Annotated in this window: 18 protein-coding genes; 5 read left to right on the top strand and 13 right to left on the bottom strand. The window is 64.7% G+C overall.

The features are described from left to right. The first annotated feature begins 227 nt into the window (after positions 1 to 227). The 5 genes from phhA (at position 228) to LU688_RS20240 (ending at position 4,616) form a co-directional block, all read left to right on the top strand. Entirely contained in the window at positions 228 to 1,016 is a 789-nt protein-coding gene (gene phhA, locus LU688_RS20220) for a phenylalanine 4-monooxygenase (RefSeq protein ID WP_094011863.1), read from the top strand. Positions 1,017 to 1,054: 38 nt separating this feature from the next. Beyond that, on the top strand, positions 1,055 to 1,411 hold the full coding sequence (locus LU688_RS20225; protein WP_023628481.1) for a 4a-hydroxytetrahydrobiopterin dehydratase: 357 nt from the start codon (positions 1,055 to 1,057) through the stop codon (positions 1,409 to 1,411). Then, on the top strand, positions 1,408 to 2,604 hold the full coding sequence (locus LU688_RS20230; protein ID WP_177182928.1) for an amino acid aminotransferase: 1,197 nt from the start codon (positions 1,408 to 1,410) through the stop codon (positions 2,602 to 2,604). The genes LU688_RS20225 and LU688_RS20230 overlap by 4 nt, the downstream gene beginning before the upstream one ends. A 223-nt stretch (positions 2,605 to 2,827) precedes the next feature. Next, positions 2,828 to 2,956 carry a hypothetical protein gene (locus LU688_RS20235; RefSeq protein WP_023628479.1) on the top strand — a complete coding sequence of 43 codons (129 nt, stop codon included), beginning with the start codon at positions 2,828 to 2,830 and terminating at the stop codon, positions 2,954 to 2,956. Between the two features lie 160 nt (positions 2,957 to 3,116). Continuing rightward, positions 3,117 to 4,616, top strand: a complete 1,500-nt coding sequence (locus LU688_RS20240; protein WP_232888128.1) for a hypothetical protein — start codon at positions 3,117 to 3,119, stop codon at positions 4,614 to 4,616. A gap of 246 nt (positions 4,617 to 4,862) precedes the next feature. Here the strand turns inward: LU688_RS20240 and LU688_RS20245 are convergent, their stop codons facing one another. From LU688_RS20245 to LU688_RS20305, 13 genes are read right to left on the bottom strand one after another with little or no spacing between them, the layout of a single operon-like run. Then, complete coding sequence (locus LU688_RS20245; protein WP_000108283.1) at positions 4,863 to 5,108, bottom strand: DUF2274 domain-containing protein; 246 nt, start codon at positions 5,106 to 5,108, stop codon at positions 4,863 to 4,865. After that, positions 5,105 to 6,385 carry a TraB/TrbI/VirB10 family type IV secretion system protein gene (locus LU688_RS20250; protein ID WP_003092274.1) on the bottom strand — a complete coding sequence of 427 codons (1,281 nt, stop codon included), beginning with the start codon at positions 6,383 to 6,385 and terminating at the stop codon, positions 5,105 to 5,107. The genes LU688_RS20245 and LU688_RS20250 overlap by 4 nt, the downstream gene beginning before the upstream one ends. 2 nt (positions 6,386 to 6,387) lie before the next feature. Beyond that, positions 6,388 to 7,380, bottom strand: a complete 993-nt coding sequence (gene trbG, locus LU688_RS20255) for a P-type conjugative transfer protein TrbG (protein ID WP_000776560.1) — start codon at positions 7,378 to 7,380, stop codon at positions 6,388 to 6,390. Then, positions 7,377 to 8,081: a conjugal transfer protein TrbF gene (gene trbF / locus LU688_RS20260; protein WP_001211312.1), complete on the bottom strand. Its 705-nt coding sequence runs from the start codon at positions 8,079 to 8,081 to the stop codon at positions 7,377 to 7,379. Before trbF ends, trbG begins: the two co-directional genes overlap by 4 nt. An 18-nt stretch (positions 8,082 to 8,099) precedes the next feature. After that, complete coding sequence (gene trbL, locus LU688_RS20265) at positions 8,100 to 9,467, bottom strand: P-type conjugative transfer protein TrbL (RefSeq protein ID WP_001000746.1); 1,368 nt, start codon at positions 9,465 to 9,467, stop codon at positions 8,100 to 8,102. Beyond that, on the bottom strand, positions 9,464 to 9,790 hold the full coding sequence (locus tag LU688_RS20270; RefSeq protein ID WP_014603538.1) for a hypothetical protein: 327 nt from the start codon (positions 9,788 to 9,790) through the stop codon (positions 9,464 to 9,466). Before LU688_RS20270 ends, trbL begins: the two co-directional genes overlap by 4 nt. 12 nt (positions 9,791 to 9,802) lie before the next feature. Continuing rightward, a complete protein-coding gene (trbJ, locus tag LU688_RS20275; protein WP_003092277.1) occupies positions 9,803 to 10,546 on the bottom strand; it encodes a P-type conjugative transfer protein TrbJ in 744 nt (247 codons plus the stop codon). Next, a complete protein-coding gene (trbE, locus tag LU688_RS20280) occupies positions 10,543 to 12,993 on the bottom strand; it encodes a conjugal transfer protein TrbE (protein ID WP_000933135.1) in 2,451 nt (816 codons plus the stop codon). The genes trbJ and trbE overlap by 4 nt, the downstream gene beginning before the upstream one ends. A gap of 12 nt (positions 12,994 to 13,005) precedes the next feature. Continuing rightward, a complete protein-coding gene (locus LU688_RS20285) occupies positions 13,006 to 13,275 on the bottom strand; it encodes a VirB3 family type IV secretion system protein (RefSeq protein WP_003092280.1) in 270 nt (89 codons plus the stop codon). Beyond that, positions 13,272 to 13,658, bottom strand: coding sequence for a TrbC/VirB2 family type IV secretion system protein (locus tag LU688_RS20290; protein ID WP_000150010.1), 387 nt, complete (start codon positions 13,656 to 13,658; stop codon positions 13,272 to 13,274). Before LU688_RS20290 ends, LU688_RS20285 begins: the two co-directional genes overlap by 4 nt. Then, positions 13,655 to 14,725, bottom strand: coding sequence for a P-type conjugative transfer ATPase TrbB (trbB, locus tag LU688_RS20295; protein WP_023093367.1), 1,071 nt, complete (start codon positions 14,723 to 14,725; stop codon positions 13,655 to 13,657). Before trbB ends, LU688_RS20290 begins: the two co-directional genes overlap by 4 nt. Next, positions 14,722 to 15,198, bottom strand: coding sequence for a ribbon-helix-helix protein, CopG family (locus LU688_RS20300; protein ID WP_000085131.1), 477 nt, complete (start codon positions 15,196 to 15,198; stop codon positions 14,722 to 14,724). Before LU688_RS20300 ends, trbB begins: the two co-directional genes overlap by 4 nt. Next, positions 15,195 to 17,192 carry a conjugal transfer protein TraG gene (locus LU688_RS20305; protein WP_001163195.1) on the bottom strand — a complete coding sequence of 666 codons (1,998 nt, stop codon included), beginning with the start codon at positions 17,190 to 17,192 and terminating at the stop codon, positions 15,195 to 15,197. Before LU688_RS20305 ends, LU688_RS20300 begins: the two co-directional genes overlap by 4 nt. Positions 17,193 to 17,253 lie beyond the last annotated feature (61 nt).

Below are 17,253 nucleotides of genomic sequence, written 5' to 3' on the forward strand. Positions count from 1 at the left end.
CTCGCGCCACGGAAAAGTCGTAAAGATAAGCTGACAAAAATAGCCGTCTGCCCAGCTCGATGTCCGTGATTTTCCGGGATGACGCTAATTTTGTAAAATTATCGTTACGCACAGAAGATAAACGGCGGCGCAGGACGGGCGCGCACCCCGGTGCAAAACCTCGTTTGTAGGGATATTCCTAAGGTATGTCCTGTACATAACAAGAACGCCCTCACCAGGAGAGCCACATGAAACAGACGCAGTACGTGGCACGCGAGCCCGATGCGCATGGCTTTATCGACTACCCGCAGCAAGAGCATGCGGTGTGGAACACCCTGATCACCCGTCAGTTGAAAGTGATCGAAGGCCGGGCATGCCAGGAGTACCTCGACGGCATCGACCAGCTCAAGCTGCCCCATGACCGCATCCCGCAGCTGGGCGAAGTCAACAAGGTGCTTGGCGCCACCACCGGCTGGCAGGTCGCCCGCGTCCCTGCGCTGATCCCCTTCCAGACCTTCTTCGAACTGCTGGCCAGCAAGCGCTTCCCGGTCGCCACCTTCATCCGCACCCCGGAAGAGCTGGACTACCTGCAGGAGCCGGACATCTTCCACGAGATCTTCGGCCACTGCCCGCTGCTGACTAACCCGTTCTTCGCCGAATTCACCCACACCTATGGCAAGCTCGGCCTGGCGGCGACCAAGGAACAGCGTGTCTACCTGGCGCGCCTGTACTGGATGACCATCGAGTTCGGCCTGATGGAGACCGCGCAAGGCCGCAAGATCTACGGCGGCGGCATCCTCTCCTCGCCGAAAGAGACGGTCTACAGCCTGTCCAGCGAACCAGAGCACCAGGCCTTCGACCCGATCGAAGCCATGCGCACGCCCTACCGCATCGATATCCTGCAGCCCTTGTACTTCGTCCTGCCGAACATGAAGCGTCTGTTCGACCTGGCCCACGAAGACATCATGACCATGGTCCACCAGGCCATGCAGCTGGGCCTGCACGCACCGAAGTTTCCACCCAAGGTCGCTGCCTGAGCGCCCCTGTCGATAACAACTCAAACCGGAAAACACCCATGAATGCCTTGAACCAAGCCCACTGCGAAGCCTGCCGCGCCGATGCGCCGAAAGTCACCGACGAGGAGCTGGCGGAACTGATCCGACTGATCCCGGACTGGAACATCGAAACCCGCGACGGCCACATGGAGCTCGAGCGCGTGTTCCTGTTCAAGAACTTCAAGCACGCCCTGGCCTTCACCAACGCCATCGGCGAGATCGCCGAAGCCGAAGGCCACCACCCTGGCCTGCTGACCGAGTGGGGCAAGGTCACCGTGACCTGGTGGAGCCACTCGATCAAAGGCCTGCACCGCAACGACTTCATCATGTGCGCGCGCACCGACGAGGTCGCCAAAACTGCTGAAGGGCGCAAGTGATGCACTTCGCCGCCATCGCTCGGGTCCCTGGCGACCCGATCCTGGGGCTGATGGAAGCCTACGCCCGCGACGGCAACCCGGCCAAGTTCGACCTGGGTGTCGGCGTGTTCAAGGACGCTCAGGGGCTGACGCCGATTCCGGCGGCGGTAAAGCAGGCTGAGCAACGCCTGGTCGAGCGGCAAGCCACCAAGAGCTATGTTGGCGGTCATGGCGATGCAGCTTTTGGACGCCTGGTCAGCGAGCTGGTGCTGGGCAGCGATTCCACGCTGCTCAAAAGCCAGCGCGCCGGCGCCACCCAGACCCCTGGCGGCACAGGTGCCCTGCGCCTGGCGGCGGAGTTTATCGCCCACTGCCTGCCGGGCCGCGGTATCTGGCTGAGCGACCCGACCTGGCCGATCCACGAGACGATCTTCGCCGGTGCCGGGCTCAAGGTGTCGCACTACCCCTACGTGGGCGCGGACAACCGCCTGAACGTCGACGCCATGCTCGCCGCACTGGAGCAAGCACCGGAAGGCGACGTGGTATTGCTGCACGCCTGCTGCCACAACCCCACCGGCTTCGATCTGGGCCGGGACGACTGGCGCGCGGTGCTCGACATCGTCAAGCGGCGCAACTTGCTGCCATTGATCGACTTTGCCTACCAGGGCTTCGGTGACGGCCTGGAGGAGGACGCCTGGGCAGTGCGCCTGTTCGCCGCCGAACTGCCGGAACTGCTGATCACCAGCTCCTGCTCGAAGAACTTCGGCCTGTACCGTGAGCGCACCGGCGCCCTGCTGGTGTGCAGCCACGACGCCGATAAACTGCAGGATGTGCGCAGCCAGCTGGCGTTCATTGCGCGCAACCTGTGGTCGACGCCGCCAGACCATGGCGCGGCGGTGGTCGCCGAGATTCTCGGTGACCCGGCACTCAAGGCGTTGTGGATCGAGGAAGTGAACGCCATGCGCCAGCGCATCGCCGAGCTTCGCGTCGGCCTGGTGAAAGCGCTGGAGCCCCATGGCCTGGCCGGGCGCTTCGCGCATATCGCCGCGCAACGCGGGATGTTCTCCTACACCGGGCTGAATCCCGAACAGGTGCGTCTGCTGCGCGAGCGACACAGCGTATACATGGTCGGTACCGGCCGGGCGAACATCGCCGGAGCGGACGCCAAGCGCCTGGAACAGCTGGCAGCGGCCGTCGCCGACGTCTGTCGCTGAACCTGGCCGATGGCCCGCGAGCAGCCCGCGATAACACTGTCGCGGGCTGCTCGCTCTCGCGCCCTTCCTGCTTCCCGATGTTCGATAGCCGCCCGCGAAAATCGACCAGCGCCCATGAAAAATCGCAAACTGTCATCCAGACTGCTGTATCCTGCCCCAGCTTTTCGAAGCCTCATATGCGCCAAGCGCTGCCTTTTCACTCACACTTGCGAGGAACGACGAGATGCATGAAATCCCGAATCTTCCCTTCCCAAGCCTGAACCCTGAAGAGCAATCCGTTGCTGTCCACGCTGAACCGACGCCCGGCGTCGAGCAGGACGGTGACGATCAATCCAGCGCCGACCAGGAATAGCCGCGCACCCCTGCGACAGTGTGAAAACGGCTGACCTGCGGGATATCCCCGTCATCACGTTTTCACACCGCCAGCTCCCCACCAGTGTGTGGTGCCCTGGCACCGCCCTGGCCGTACCCGGTTTCGACAGACTGACGCCTTTCACACAGCGGAGGCCGCCATGTCACGTCGCTCGACCCTCGATTCTGCCGAAAGGGCTAGGATTCGCGCACTTACCCCGGCACAGGTCGTTGTCATCAGTGAGCTTTCCGGCGCACAAGACGTCGCCACCTCACTGAGCGACCATTTTGATCGAGCATTCGATCTTGGCGCACTTTACCCGTCAACGCTGCTTGACCTGGAGCTTGAAGGCGCCCTGGATGCAGCTCTGGCCAAGGACAGCGCTAAACAGCACCTTAATCATTTTCTAGGGCGTGAAACGTCCCTGCAGGTGAACCTGGACGATTGCGCGCTGTTTTATGCAAGCTTGGCCAGACAGCTCATCAAAGACGCCGACACCCACAAGTTTCCCGAACTGCTTCCACGAGCGCATCTGGACGCCTCTTATGCAGTCTGCAGCTTTGGCCAAGCACTTTGGCACCATTACCCGAGTCTCAGACGGACGGACGCCTATCTCATAGCAACGCTGCTGCTTCGCGGCCAACTGACCGCAGCATCCAACCGCGGCTGGCACGCCCCCCTGGAAACCAGCAAGTACCTTGATCTCCCGCTCCTCGCCGGCCACCTGTTCGCACATGCTCCCGGCAGCAGCCTGTTCGAAAAGCTGCTCAACCAAGCGCAGGCGTCGTTCTACTACCAAGGATTGCGATACAGGCATCCCACCACTCGCGAGCGCGAGGCGGGCGGGCTGGCGAACCCTTCTGGGCGCATCGCAATGGACGGTTCGGCCCTGAATGCACCGCCTGGACAGGTCGTCGAAGCGCTGCTTGGCGCCAGAGCTTTCGAACGCCTGGGCCAGCGCCTGGCGACGGCAGCCCAAGGGGACTACACCCCGACAACCGCTGCACTGCATCGCGCCCTCGCTGAGCAGGCGCTGATCGATGCACTCTATCCAGCGGAGCAGCGCCGACCAGGCCACATTCTGGATTTCGAGCTGTTCAATGCCCATAACAAGTACGAACACTTCAGCGAGATTCGGCTCGACCTGGTCAACAGTCTCTACATGCATCTCGGCGGTGTACCCGCCATGGCGGAAATCGCCGCCGAACTGCTGATACGCCGTTTCGCGCCAGAATTGCTGATCGACGATGACTCCCCTGACTATCTGTATGAGCCCGACTTGCGCTGGGCCAACCTGCGCCAAGGCGCCTACCTGTTGCAGGCCCGGCGCAAACCGGTGACCTTCGACGCTGCGGAGGGCGCCACCAACCTGCCTGAGAAGGACACCGCGGTGTTCGAACGGGTTCTGGCCCAAACCCTCGCTGAGTGGGCGCAGTTGCAGGGTATCCTCACCGAGTCGCCGCCATGGTCGCAATCACACTGGCAACAGGCTTATGACCACTACCTCATTGCGTGGGATCGAGAAAGCTTGCGGGACCTGCCTGATCGTTTCGATCTTGCCAGCTGGCAACTACGCCAGGCGGGGATCGCGCCTGACAGCAGAAATGCGGACAAAAAAGTGCCGGTGTCAATTCTTTCGCGCAAATCAAGAAGGACTTGAAACCGTATATGGGACAGTAGGTTAGCTCCTTTCGGGGCCGCTTAGAAGAAGAGCGGCGTTGTCGGCTAGGAGCGACATAGGAGCGTTGGGAGAGAAAGCCGCATCGCACTGTGTAGTGCTGGATTGCCGAGGAACGGCGGGCCTGTCGCATCATCATAGCCCAACAGGCTCGGCGGCATCCAGAATGAAGAACGCGCAGCCTGGGCTGCGCGTTCGATGGATGCCGTTGAATAGCATGCGGTGCAATCATGGCGGCTTCGGTGGTGTGCTGCGGGTCGCCGTGCCCTTCCTGAATCCTCGATCCCCCGCCATGAACGCTTCCAGCATATGCGGGATCAGCGTCGCCGCATCAACGGCCTCGCCATACGCCTGCGCGTGTAGCGCGGCGTAGCGGTCGAGGTCGACTTTCAAGCTGGTCGGGCAAACGAAAGTCAGCTTGGTGCTCTCGGTCTTCGGCAGCGGGCCGAGCCGCAGCTTCTTGGTCGTGCTCATCGTGAAGTCCCCCGGTTGAAGAACAGCGGCTGGTACGGCCGCAGCACCAGATCCCGGTTGACGATGATGCGAACCGGCAGGCCCGGCCGTTGCGTTAAGGTCGGCTGGATGTTGAGGTTGCGCCGGGTCATCTCCTGGCCGACCTGATTGATGCTGTCCTGCGCGCTGTCGCGCCCAGCGATGATGACGCGATCACCATCCTGCCGGTTCTCCGGCGCGGCCAGCTCGGCACCGACGCCCAGCAGCGTGGTGAGTGCCGCACCGGCAAAGATGCGGCCCCAGTGGTAGTCCACATCGTCCTCCAGCCCGGCATAGCCGGCTGGGTCGGTGCCGGCCAGGTTGTCGAGCGTGAGCGAAGACGTGTCCGGCAGGATGATCCGGTTCCAGACGACTTGAACGCGGCTCTGCCCGTAGCTGACCTGGCTGTTGTATTTGCCCAGGATGCGCGAACCCTGCGGAATCAGCAGGAAGCGCCCGGTGGCTGTGTCATAGACCGGCTCCGTCACCGTGGCGATCACGTCGCCGGGCAAGTCCGACTTGATGCCCGTCACCAAGGCACCTGCGACCACTGTTCCGGCCATAACCTGATACGGCGAAATTGGCAGAGTCAGATTGCCGGAATTACGGGTTTCAGTGGGGCCAGCTTTCATGAAAGCCTCTTTCTGGTCTTGCCGGTTTTGCACCGCTGTCGGGTCAGCAGGTTGGGCCGCCGTGGAGGCCGGCCCGGCCGCCAGCGGGTCAAACGCCGCATTGGCGGCGAAGCCCGGCGCAGCGGCCACCTGTGTCTGCGCTACCGGCGCCGCATTCTGCCCACCCGAGCGGAAGAACACGGACGAGGCCGCGGCCGCCTCGGCTTCTTTTCGCAGGGCATCGTTCGGGTCGTGACCGGGGGCCGCGTAGGCAGCCGTCGCCGGTTGCTGCGACTTCACGATAGCCGGGCCAAGATCGCCCGGCAGCGGTGGCCCTAGTTCGGGAACGGCAGGCAGCAACGCCGGCGGCAGCTTGGAATAGTCCGTCGGCAGCGCATCCAGTCCTTCCGACTTTGACACGCGATCGACGTTGTAAAGCTCGGTCTGCTCGCCTGTGCTGCGTCGATGAGGTTGCAGCGACCACATCAGCGCGCCGAGCACGGCGACCGCTAGGACGCCGGCAAGGATGGCCAGCGAGCGCCGGTTCAGGCGTGTGACTGGACGCGGCTGGGCGCGCAGCGCCACTGCCTCCGGCGCCACCTTGTCCGCCTGCGGCGCGGCAAGGTCGGGAGTGTCATCCTGGCTCATGGTCAGTTCCTCCGTGCAACACCATCGGTGCGCTCGATCCGCACCACGTCGCCGCCATCGCCGCCCAGCCGCAGTTCGGCCGCGCCGAACAGGCGATCCACGACGTAGTACGGCGAGCGAAAACGGTAGTTCACCAGTTGCCCGTCGCCCTGCGCGCCGATGACAAACAGCGGCGGCAGCTCGCCCTGGGCGATGCCCGGCGGGAACTGGATATAGACCTTCTCTCCATCATCGAAGGCGCGCAGAGGCTTCCACGGCGGGTTGCTGCCCGATACCGCGTAGCGGAAGCGGATCTTGTCCAGCGACAGGCCCGTATCGACAGGCGTTGTTGCCTGCGCTGCCTGCGCCTGGCGCTGCAACGCGAGCATTCGGTCTTTCGGATAGTCCCAGGACACCGACGCCATCCATGCCCTCTCGGTCGAGGTCAGCTCCAGCAGGTAGGTGCGCCGACTGGTGGTGATGACGAGATTGGTTTTCAGACCGGAGCGGATAGGCTTGACCAGCACATTGACGCGCAGATCGGCCCCGCCGCCGCTGGACGTGTCGCCCACGATCCAGCGCACGGTATCGCCGGCGGCGACCGTTACCAGTTCCTCGCCCGGTTGAAGCGAAACCACCGTCACGCGCCCCGGCGACGCATAGACCTGATAAAGCGCGCCATCGGTGAACGGCCACACCTGAATCGCGTTGACGTAGCCCTCACGGGTAGGCGCGATACGCGCTTCTGCATTGGCACGGGAAACGCGCACCTTTTCGTCGGCCGGCTCCGGCGCAACGGGGGCCTCATCGAGTTCCGGCAGGGGCTTCAACTGCGCCGGCAGCGCCAGCGGTTCAGGGACGGCGACGACTTCGACGGGCTTGGGCGGTTCGGGCAACGGCTGGGCCAGCACCGTCTCGTCGAGCGAGATGGATGGCGGCGGCTTCCCCTGCGAGGCGCAGCCCGCGAGGGCCAGCAGCGTCAAAGGAACAACGTAAAGGCGGAAACGAAGTTTCATGGTTTGGCTCCTTCGGAAGAATCCAGTTCGCGGCTCCATGACAGGCCGTTGACGTAGATACCCAATGGGTTCTTGAGCAGGCGCTGTTCAGTACGCGGGGTTTGCAGGACGGTCGAAAGCACGGCGTTCCAGCGTTCGGTGCCGGCGGGCGCACCGTTGACATAGCGCTGCTCTGTCCAGCGCACGTTGAAAGACGTGTCGCTCGCGCGAACCACGCTGGTGATTTGCACCGTTACCGATTCCTTGCCGATGCGGGCGAATGGGTCATTGGTGCGGGCGTAGTCGTTGAGCACCGCCGCGCCCTTGTCGGTGGTGTAGTCGTAGGCATCGAGCCAGTTCTGCCGCACCACGATGGGGTCGATGGACAGCGAGCGAACCAGCGTCACGAAGCGCGCCAGGTGGTGCGCGATCTGCGCGTCGCCGGGCCGGTACGGCGTGGCGGCCTCTCCCACGGCGCGCACCTGCCCGGCTTGATCGACCTCGATGACATAGGGCGTCACGATGGACTGCGCCGAGCGCCACACCAGGCCGCCGGCCATCAACAGCGCGAGCACTAGGCAGCCGAAGGCCATCAGGCGCCAATTCTTCGCCTGCACGCGGGCGGAGCCGATACGGTCGTCCCACACCTGGGCGGCGGCTTGATACGGGGTGGCAGGCTGCGGCGTATCGGCGTAGCGCACCTGCGGTCGTTTGAATCGCATGGGTGTTCTCCTTGAAGGTTAGGTATCGGAATCCCGCAGGCTCGGGCCTTGCCCGGAGCCGCCGCCGTCGCCGCCGCGCAGCGTGTGGGCGGCAGTGGTCGCGGCATGGGTAGCCTGCTGGCGGCGGTGCATCCGCTTGGCCCAGGCCGGTTGCTCTTGCTTCTGCGAGCCTGCGGTGCCGTCTGCGGTCTGGCCGGGGCCAGCACCGTCGCTGCCGGCTTCTGTGCCGTTCCAGCCAGCGCGGAAGGAGTCGGCCACCTTCTGCCCAACAGCGGAAGCACCAGAGGTGACGCTGCGGCCTGCGGCTTGTGCGCCAGTCTTGGCGACATTGCCGAGGCCAGCCGCCGCGCCCTTGGCACCGCCGCCGGCCGCAGCGGAACCGGCCTGGAACGCCGATCGGGCACTGCCGGCCGCCGAAGTCGCGGCACGCGCACCGGCACCGGCCAGCTTTGCGGCCGCCGGGGCCATTCGTGCCCCGGCCATGACGGCGCCGCCCACGCCCGTTACGGCGGCGCCGATGGCAACGCCGGTGCCGACAGCCCCGACCGCAGCACCAGCCATCGCGCCCGCACCAAGCTGTGGCGCACCGGACACCAGGCCGGTGGCGATACCGGGGCCGAAAATGCCCAGCGCCAGCAGCGCGAGCGAGGCCAGCATCACGACCAGCGCGTGGTCGATGGATGGTTCGTCGGGATGCACCTGGAACTCGGCGAACAGGCCTGAACCGATGCCGACGATGACGGCCAGCACCAAGACCTTGATGCCTGACGACACCACGTTGCCTAGCACCTTTTCCGCGAGGAACGAGGTCTTGTTCCAGAGTGCAAACGGGATCAAGACGAAGCCGGCGAGCGTAGTCAGTTTGAACTCGATCAGCGTGATGAAAAGCTGTACGGCCAGCACGAAGAAGCAGAGGATCACCACCAGCCAGGCGATGAACAGAACCACGATAGGGTCGATGTTCACGAACACCTCGGGGAACCCAGCCATGTCCCCGATCTGTTCCAGAATCGGCGCGGCTGCGTCGATGCCGGTCTTCGCCAGCCGGCCCGGCTGAAGGAAGTTCTCCATCGTGATGGCCGAGCCGGTAGCGGTAATTCCCAAGCCGGCGAACGAGCGGAACACGATGCTCGCCAGCCAGTTGAAGTTGCCGATGATGTAGGCGAACGCGCCGACACAGAGCACCTTGCGCAGCAGCTTGGCGATCACGTCGTCGCCCTGGCCGGTGGCGTGGCTCATGGCCCAATACAGGCCAGCGATCGTCATGTCGATGACGATGAGCGTGGCGGTGAGAAATGCCACTTCGCCCTGCAATAAGCCGAAGCCCGAGTCGATGTAGCGCGAGAACGTATCGAGGAAACGGTCGATGATGGTCACGTCGTTCATGGCGAATCCTCGGGCGGAGTGAGCGGAACGGCGCCCTCTGGCAATTCATCTGCGGGCGTATCGAAGCTCGGCGGAATCGGCGGGAGTTCAGCCAGCGAGTTGTATTCATCCGGCCCGGTATGGCCGGCGAAGAAGCGCCGCCGGAAGGCTTCAGCGGCGGCGCGGCAGGCATCCTCGCCCACGGCCTGCCGGTCGGCCGCGCATTGCCCGCGCAACGCCTTGAGCCGCACCGGATCTGCGGCCAGGGCGTCGGCCAGGTTCTCGGCCGGCTGCTGGCCGCACGCGGTCAGCAGCACGGCCATCAGGACGGAAGCGCATCGCATGGCCGCCTCCGGTCAGTTGTTATAGAAGTTGACGGACTGCGGCGTGTACGGCGTGCCGGTGCCCAGAAAGCGCCGCCGCACTTCGCGGGCGCGCTCCATAGCCGCCGCTTGCCGCGCCAGTTCCAGTGAAGCGGCCCGGTCTTGCGTGATCTGGAGCTGCTGCGCCTGGATCGACTGCTTGGCCTGCAAAGCCAGGAGCTGGTTCGTCGCCTGCATCGCTTGCAGCGCGCCGGTGGCCGACTGGCTCTGGCTCACGAGATCGGCCAGCGCGCTTTCGTCTTGGGCGAGGTTCTGCGACACCTGCGCCTGCATCCGCATCGCGGTGTGCAAGCCGTTCAAGGTGTTCTGCCAGCGTTCGCGGGCGTCCTGTGCCATGCGGTCGCCGCTGATGGTGGCGGCGTACTGTTCCGGGTACAGGCGGGCGAACGTGGCATCCATGCTCTGCACGTCGTAGGCCAAGCCGCGCGCCTCGGCGATCAGGCGCTCGGTGGTGGCGAGCGTCGAGCGCAGGCGGTTGACGATGTTGAAGTCGAGATTTGCCAGGTTCCTGGCCTGGTTCATCAACATCTGCGCCTCGTTCTGAAGCTGGTTGATCTGGTTGTTGATCTGTTCCAGCGTGCGCACGGCGGTCAGCGTGTTCTGCACGAAGTTGGACGGGTCGAACACCGTCAGCGCGGATGCGGGCTGCACGGCCAGCAGCGATACCGACAGCACGGCAGCGAGTGAGACAGAGAGCAAACGGGGCTTGGTCTTCATGGTGAAACCTCCAGCGGTTGAGAAGCGAGAAAGGAAGCTGCCGCCGGAGCGGACGGCAGCAGGTCGGCGGCCCAGCCGAGGCCGCGATGGCGCAGCCACGCGCCGGCGAAGCCGGGAGCGCCGGCCTGCGTCAGCACGCGGTCAATATCGCGTTGGTCTTGAGGGGTGGATGCGCCCGCGAATGCGAGCGCGACAGGCCCCAGGTCGAGGTCGAACAGGCGATTGCCGAGGCGCGACTGGTAGTAGTAATCGCGCTTGGGCTGTGCGGTCGCCACGATCTCAATCTGGCGGCTGTTCAAGCCGAAGCCTTCGTAGATCGTGCGAATCTGCGGCTCGGTGGCCTGCGGGTTAGGTAAGAAGATCCTGCTCGCGCAGCTTTCGATGATGGCTGGCGCGATGGTCGAGTCCTTGATGTCGGCCAGCGACTGCGTGGCAAAGATGACGCTGACGTTCTTTTTTCTGAGCGTCTTGAGCCATTGCCGGATGCGGGCCGCGAAGGACGGCTCATCGAGGAACAGCCACGCTTCATCGAGGATCAGCAGCGTGGGCGCGCCGTCAAAACGTTCGTCGAAGCGGGCGAACAGGTAGCGCAGCACTGCTTGCACGGCGGCGGGGCTGTGCATCAGTTCTTCCATCTCAAAGCCCTGCACGTCGGCCATGCCCAGCCGGTCGTGGTCAGCGTCCAGCAGCTTGCCGTGGGCGCCGCCCAACACATAGGGCGCGAGCGCTTGGCGCAGCGCGTTGGACTGCAATAACACCGACAAGCCGGTCATGGTGCGCTGCTCCACTGGCGCACCGGCAAGGCTTCGCAGCGCCGACCAAATGGCAGCCTTCTCGTCCGGGCCGACCGTCACGCCTTCGTGCAGCAGCCGGCCCTCCACCCATTCGGCGGCCCAGGTGCGGTAGCCCTCGTGGGCTATTCGCGCGAGTGGCTGGAAGGCGATGCCGCCATCGGCACCGAGGTCGTAGTGCTCACCGCCAAGGCCGAGGATGGTGGCGCGCATCGAGCGCCCCATGTCGAAGGCGAAGATCCGCGAGCCGAAGTAGCGCCGGAACTGCATGGCCAATATGGCGAGCAGCACCGACTTGCCCATGCCGGTCGGCCCGGCGACAAGGGTGTGCCCCACGTCGCCGATGTGCGTCACCAGCCGGAACGGCGTCGCGCCATCGGTGCGGGTGACGATCAGCGGCGGGCCATCGAGGTGTTCGTTCTTCTCCGGCCCAGCCCATACCGCTGACATCGGCATCATGTGCGCCAGGTTCAGCGTCGAAACGATGGGCTGACGCACGTTCGCGTATGCGTTGCCGGGGACGGACGACAGCCAGGCATCGACTGCGTTGAGGGTTTCGGGGATGGTCACGAAACCCCGGCCCTGGATGACGCGCTCCACCATGCGCAGCTTCTCGTCGGCCACGGCCGGGTCGGCGTCGAGCACCGTCACCGTGGCGGTGAGGTAGCCGAAGGCGACTTGATCGCTGCCCAGCTCCTGCAAGGCGGCATCGGCGTCGGCGGCCTTGTTGCTGGCATCGGTATCGACCAGCGGGCTTTCCTGCTGAAAGATCGTTTCGCGCAGCAGCGCGATGACGTTCTTGCGCTTGGCGAACCATTGGCGCCGCAAGCGCCCCAATTCCCGTTCCGCCTCGGCTTTGTCCAGGCACAGGAAGCGCGTACTCCAGCGATACGCAAAGCCCAGGCGGTTGAGGTCGTCCAAGATCCCCGGCCAGGTCGAGGTCGGGAAGCCTCGTACCGACACCACGCGCAGGTGCTGATCGCCCAGCATGGGCGCCAGGCCGCCGACCAGCGCGGCATCGGCCAGCAGTGCGTCGATATGGAACGGCACGTCGGGCACGCCGACGCGATAGCGCCGCGTGGAGACTGTGGCATGCAGGTAGGTCAGCGTCTGGCTATCGTCCAGCCAGGCAATCTCCGGCATCACACCATCGAGCAGGTCGAACACGCGATCGGTCTCTGCCACGAAGGAATCAAGCCGACCACGCCAGTCCACACCCTCAGTGGGCCGGTTCTCGTACAGCATCCCAGCCGCACGGGCGCGAGACTCTTGCGGCGGTAGGTGTTGCAACGTGAAGTGATAGACGCTCTCGAAATGGCCATCCGACTCCTCGAACGCCGCGCGTCGCTCCTCATCCACCAGCCAGGACAGTGGTTCGGGAAAGGAGGATTGCGGATAGCTCGATGCCCGCATCCGCTCGGCCTCGATATAGAAGGCCCAGCCAGACCCGGTACGGCGAAGCGCGTTGTTCTGCCGCGCCGACGTGGCAATCAGCTCGCCCTGTGTCGCACTGTCCAAGTCGGGGCCGCGAAACTGGAACGTGCGTTGAAACGAACCATCTTTGTTCAGCACAACGCCCGGCGCGACCAGCCCGGCCCAGGGCAGCCAGTCGGCAAGCAAGGCCGGGCGCTGACGATATTCGGCAAGGTTCAGCATGGCGTCCTCCCCTCACACGTCCAGAAGCGGGCGGTGTTTGATATGCCGCGCGAAGACCTGCATGAACTGCGGATCGACGCGCGCACCCCATACGGCCAGCGAGTGGCCGACGATCCAGAGCACCACGCCGGGAATCCACAGTTGCAGGCCCAGCCCGACGGCGGCGGCTAGCGTGCCGTTGGCAATCGCCACGGTGCGCGGCGCACCGCCCAGCAGGATCGGCTCGGTCAGCGAGCGATGCAGCGGCACTTCAAAGCCCGGAAGATCGGTGGCCTTACTCATACGACGGCCCCTCCGGAGAAGCTGAAGAACGACAGGAAGAACGAGGACGCGGCGAACGCGATGGACAGGCCGAACACGATCTGGATCAGCTTGCGAAAGCCGCCGCTGGTATCACCGAACGCCAGCGCAAGCCCCGTCGAGATGATGATGATCACCGCCACGATCCGGGCGACTGGCCCTTGGATGGATTCGAGGATGGAGGTCAGCGGCCCTTCCCACGGCATCGAGGAACCGGCGGCCTGCGCCGTGCCCGCCAGCAACAGCATCAGCGCGGCCAGCAGCAGCCCTTGCCCTGCGGGACGGGCCAGGTGGCGCAGCCGCGCCATGCTGGACAGGCGAGAAATAGGATTTACGGAAAGACGGAAAGCATCAACGTGCGTCATGGCAGTTCTCCAGGTTGGTCAGGGGTCGAGGAAGGCGCAGCGGCAGCGGCTGCAAGAGGAACCGGCGGCAGCTCGGGAAACGGCGTTTCCAGCGCATCTGTCAGGCGATAGCCCGCACCGTCGAAGCCGACGACACGGGAGATGGTTTCGACGTGACGTTTGCGGCCACGGCCTGCGATGTGAATCACCACGTTGACCGCCTCGGCGATCAGGGCGCGGGGCGGATTCACTGCCACTTCGAGGATCAGTTGCTCCAGACGCAGCAGTGCGCCCAAGGCGGAGCCGGCATGGATGGTGGCAATGCCGCCGGGGTGGCCGGTGCCCCAGACCTTCACCAAGTCCAGGGCTTCGCCGCCACGCACTTCGCCGACGATCACGCGGTCAGGCCGCAGGCGCATCGTGGCCCGCACCAGCTCGGTCATTGTGACGACGCCGGCGCGGGTGCGCAGCGGCACATGGTCGCGGGCCGCGCATTGCAGCTCGATGGTGTCTTCGAGCACCAGCACGCGGTCGCCTGTGGCGGCGATCTCGGCCAGCAGCGCGTTCGCCAGCGTGGTCTTGCCGGTGCTGGTGCCGCCGGCGATCAGGATGTTCTGCCGCTCGCGCACGGCGCGGCGCAGGAACTCGGCCTGCCCGGCGGTCAGGATGCCGTCGGCCACGTAGCGATCCAGGCCGATGATGCTCACGGCCCGCTTGCGTAGCGCGAAGGCTGGCCCCGGGGCGGCCGGAGGCAGGATGCCCTCGAAACGCTCGCCGGTTTCCGGCAACTCGGCGGTCAAGAGCGGCTGGCCGCGATGCACCTCCGCGCCGACATGCGCGGCGACCAGGCGGATGATGCGTTCACCATCGGCCTCGGGCATCTCCACGCCCAGCGGCGAGCGACCCGACGACAGCCGATCCACCCACAGGGTGCGATCGGGGTTGAGCATGATTTCCACAACATCCGGATCTTCGAGCGCAGCGGCGATCAGCGGCCCCATCGCCGTGCGCAGCATCTGGATGCGGCGATCCTGGGACGCCGCGGCGGATGAGCGAGATTCAGGCGGAATCTGCGGAACGGCACTCATGACGCACGCTCTGCAGCTCGCTCATCGGCGGACGCCATCGCTGCTGCGTCATCCATCCGCATCGGATCGGGGTGCAGTTCCTCCACCACGTCGCGCACCAGACTGCGGCCACGCAGCAGGTGGCGACCCAACTGCTCGACGAACTGCTCGAAGCGCGCTTTGCCCTGGGCGCGGGCCGCGTCCTTGTGGGCTTCTGGCACCGGCGTGCTGATGGTCAAGAAATAGCGGATGAACAGCGCCAGCGTTTCGATCTGGATGTTCTGGTCGCGCTCCATGCGTTCGGTCTGCCGCGACAGTCGATCCAGCCGCTTGGCAATGGCGGCCTCACGCTGGTCGCCCGCATCGGGTGACAGCCAGGACGCCAAGGCCGCTGCGACGATGGAGGACTTGGACACGCCTTTCTTGGCGGCAAGTTCATCCAGGCGCTTGGCGTGCTCGGGCTGGATGAAAAGATTGAGGCGGTATTGGCTCATAGGTCGATTCCGTCGTTGGGGTCGAGAGAAGCCAGCCGGGCCGTGCGCTGCATGGCCGGGTCGAGCTGGCCGGGAAGCGGGAGCGCCAGGTCGTCGTCATCGAGCAGCTCCAGGTCGTTCGCACACGCGTCCAACTCGGGCTCGTAGGCGACGGTTTCGGAGAGTTCGAGCTGGCGGCGCGGGCCGCCGTCATCGGTGCCGCCCGGACCATCGGCGGATACCGAGGTCGGCGCCGTAGGTACGGCCGGGATCGCCAAGCCGCTCCAGTCGTCGGGGCGGGCTGGCGGCGCGTCGGCGTACCTCCCGACTGCGAGCACGGGCGGTGGCAGGACGCGATCCTTGAAATTGGCGTCGACGTAGTAACGCAGCTTCTTCGCGCGGATCGGGGCAACGCTGGACACCATGACTACGGCGTCCTCAGGTGGAAGCTGCATCACCTCGCCGGGCGTCAGCAGCGGACGTGCAGTTTCCTGACGCGACACCATCAGGTGCCCCAGCCACGGAGCGAGGCGGTGGCCCGCGTAGTTGCGCTGCGCGCGAAGCTCGGTGGCGGTGCCGAGGGTTTCGGAAATCCTTTTCGCCGTCCTTTCGTCGTTGGTGGCGAAAGTCACCCGGACATGGCAGTTGTCGAGGATGGAATGGTTCTGCCCATACGCCTTGTCGATCTGGTTCAGGCTTTGAGCGATGAGAAAGCTGCGGATGCCGTAGCCGGCCATGAAGGCAAGCGCGGACTCGAAAAAATCGAGGCGACCCAGCGCCGGAAACTCGTCCAGCATCAGCAGCAGCTTGTGCCGGCGCGCGATGCCATCGCTGCCGTCGAGCGATTCGGTCAGCCGCCGCCCGATCTGGTTCAAGATGAGCCGGATCAGCGGCTTGGTGCGGCTTATGTCGGAGGGCGGCACCACCAGATAGAGCGATACCGGGTGCTCGGCGGAAATCAGGTCGGCGATGCGCCAATCGCAGCGCGATGTGACTTCGGCCACGGTCGGGTCGCGGTACAGGCCGAGAAACGACATGGCGGTGGAGAGCACGCCCGATCGCTCGTTGTCCGACTTGTTGAGCACTTCGCGGGCAGCGGATGCGACAACCGGGTGAGGCGCATCGCCCAGGTGCTTCGTCGTCATCATCCGGTGCAGCGTCAGCTCGAACGGACACGCCGGGTCGCTGAGGAAGTTGGCGACGCCGCGCAGCGTCTTGTCCTCGCCTGCGTACAGAACATGCAAGATTGCACCGACCAGTAGCGCGTGGCTGGTCTTCTCCCAATGATTGCGCTTCTCTAACGCACCTTCAGGGTCAACCAGAATGTCGGCGATGTTCTGCACGTCGCGCACTTCATGTGCGCCGCGCCGGACTTCAAGCAGCGGGTTGTAGGCGGCCGACTGCCTATCGGTGGGGTTGAAAAGCAGGCAGTGCGAAAAGCGCGAACGCCAGCCCGCCGTGATCTTCCAGTTCTCTCCCTTAATGTCGTGAATGACGGCGGACGCCGGCCACGAAAGCAACGTAGGCACCACCAAGCCCACGCCCTTGCCCGAGCGCGTGGGTGCGAAGCTCAGGACATGTTCCGGCCCCTCATGTCGGAGGTATTGGTCGTCGTGTTGGCCGAGGAAGACGCCCGCCGGGAGGGTCAGTCCAGCTTTGCGGATGTCGACGGCATCGGCCCAGCGTGCCGAACCATAAGTCGTAACCAGCCGCGACTGCCGAGAACGCCATACCGACATGGCGATGGCGACGAGTAAAGCGAACAAACCGCTACCACCCGCAATCGCACCGCCTGTGTCGAAGACGTGCGGCGCGTAGGCATCAAAGAAGAACCACCATTCGAACAAGCGCCACGGGTGATAAACCGGTACACCTAGAAGATCGAACCAGGGCGATCCGAGGCGTACTTGATAGCCAAGGGTCGCTGCTGTCCATTGTGTGGCGCCCCAGACGCCGGCGATCACGATGCCGATTACCACAGCGATCTGGCCGAACAGAACGTTCGTCCCTTGCATGACCTGTCCTCCGATTTCTCCTGCGCTGGTGTCTCATTGAAAGCGTTGCACAGGGGGTGTC

The sequence above is a fragment of the Pseudomonas soli genome, from assembly GCF_021283165.2.
GTDB lineage: Bacteria > Pseudomonadota > Gammaproteobacteria > Pseudomonadales > Pseudomonadaceae > Aquipseudomonas > Aquipseudomonas soli.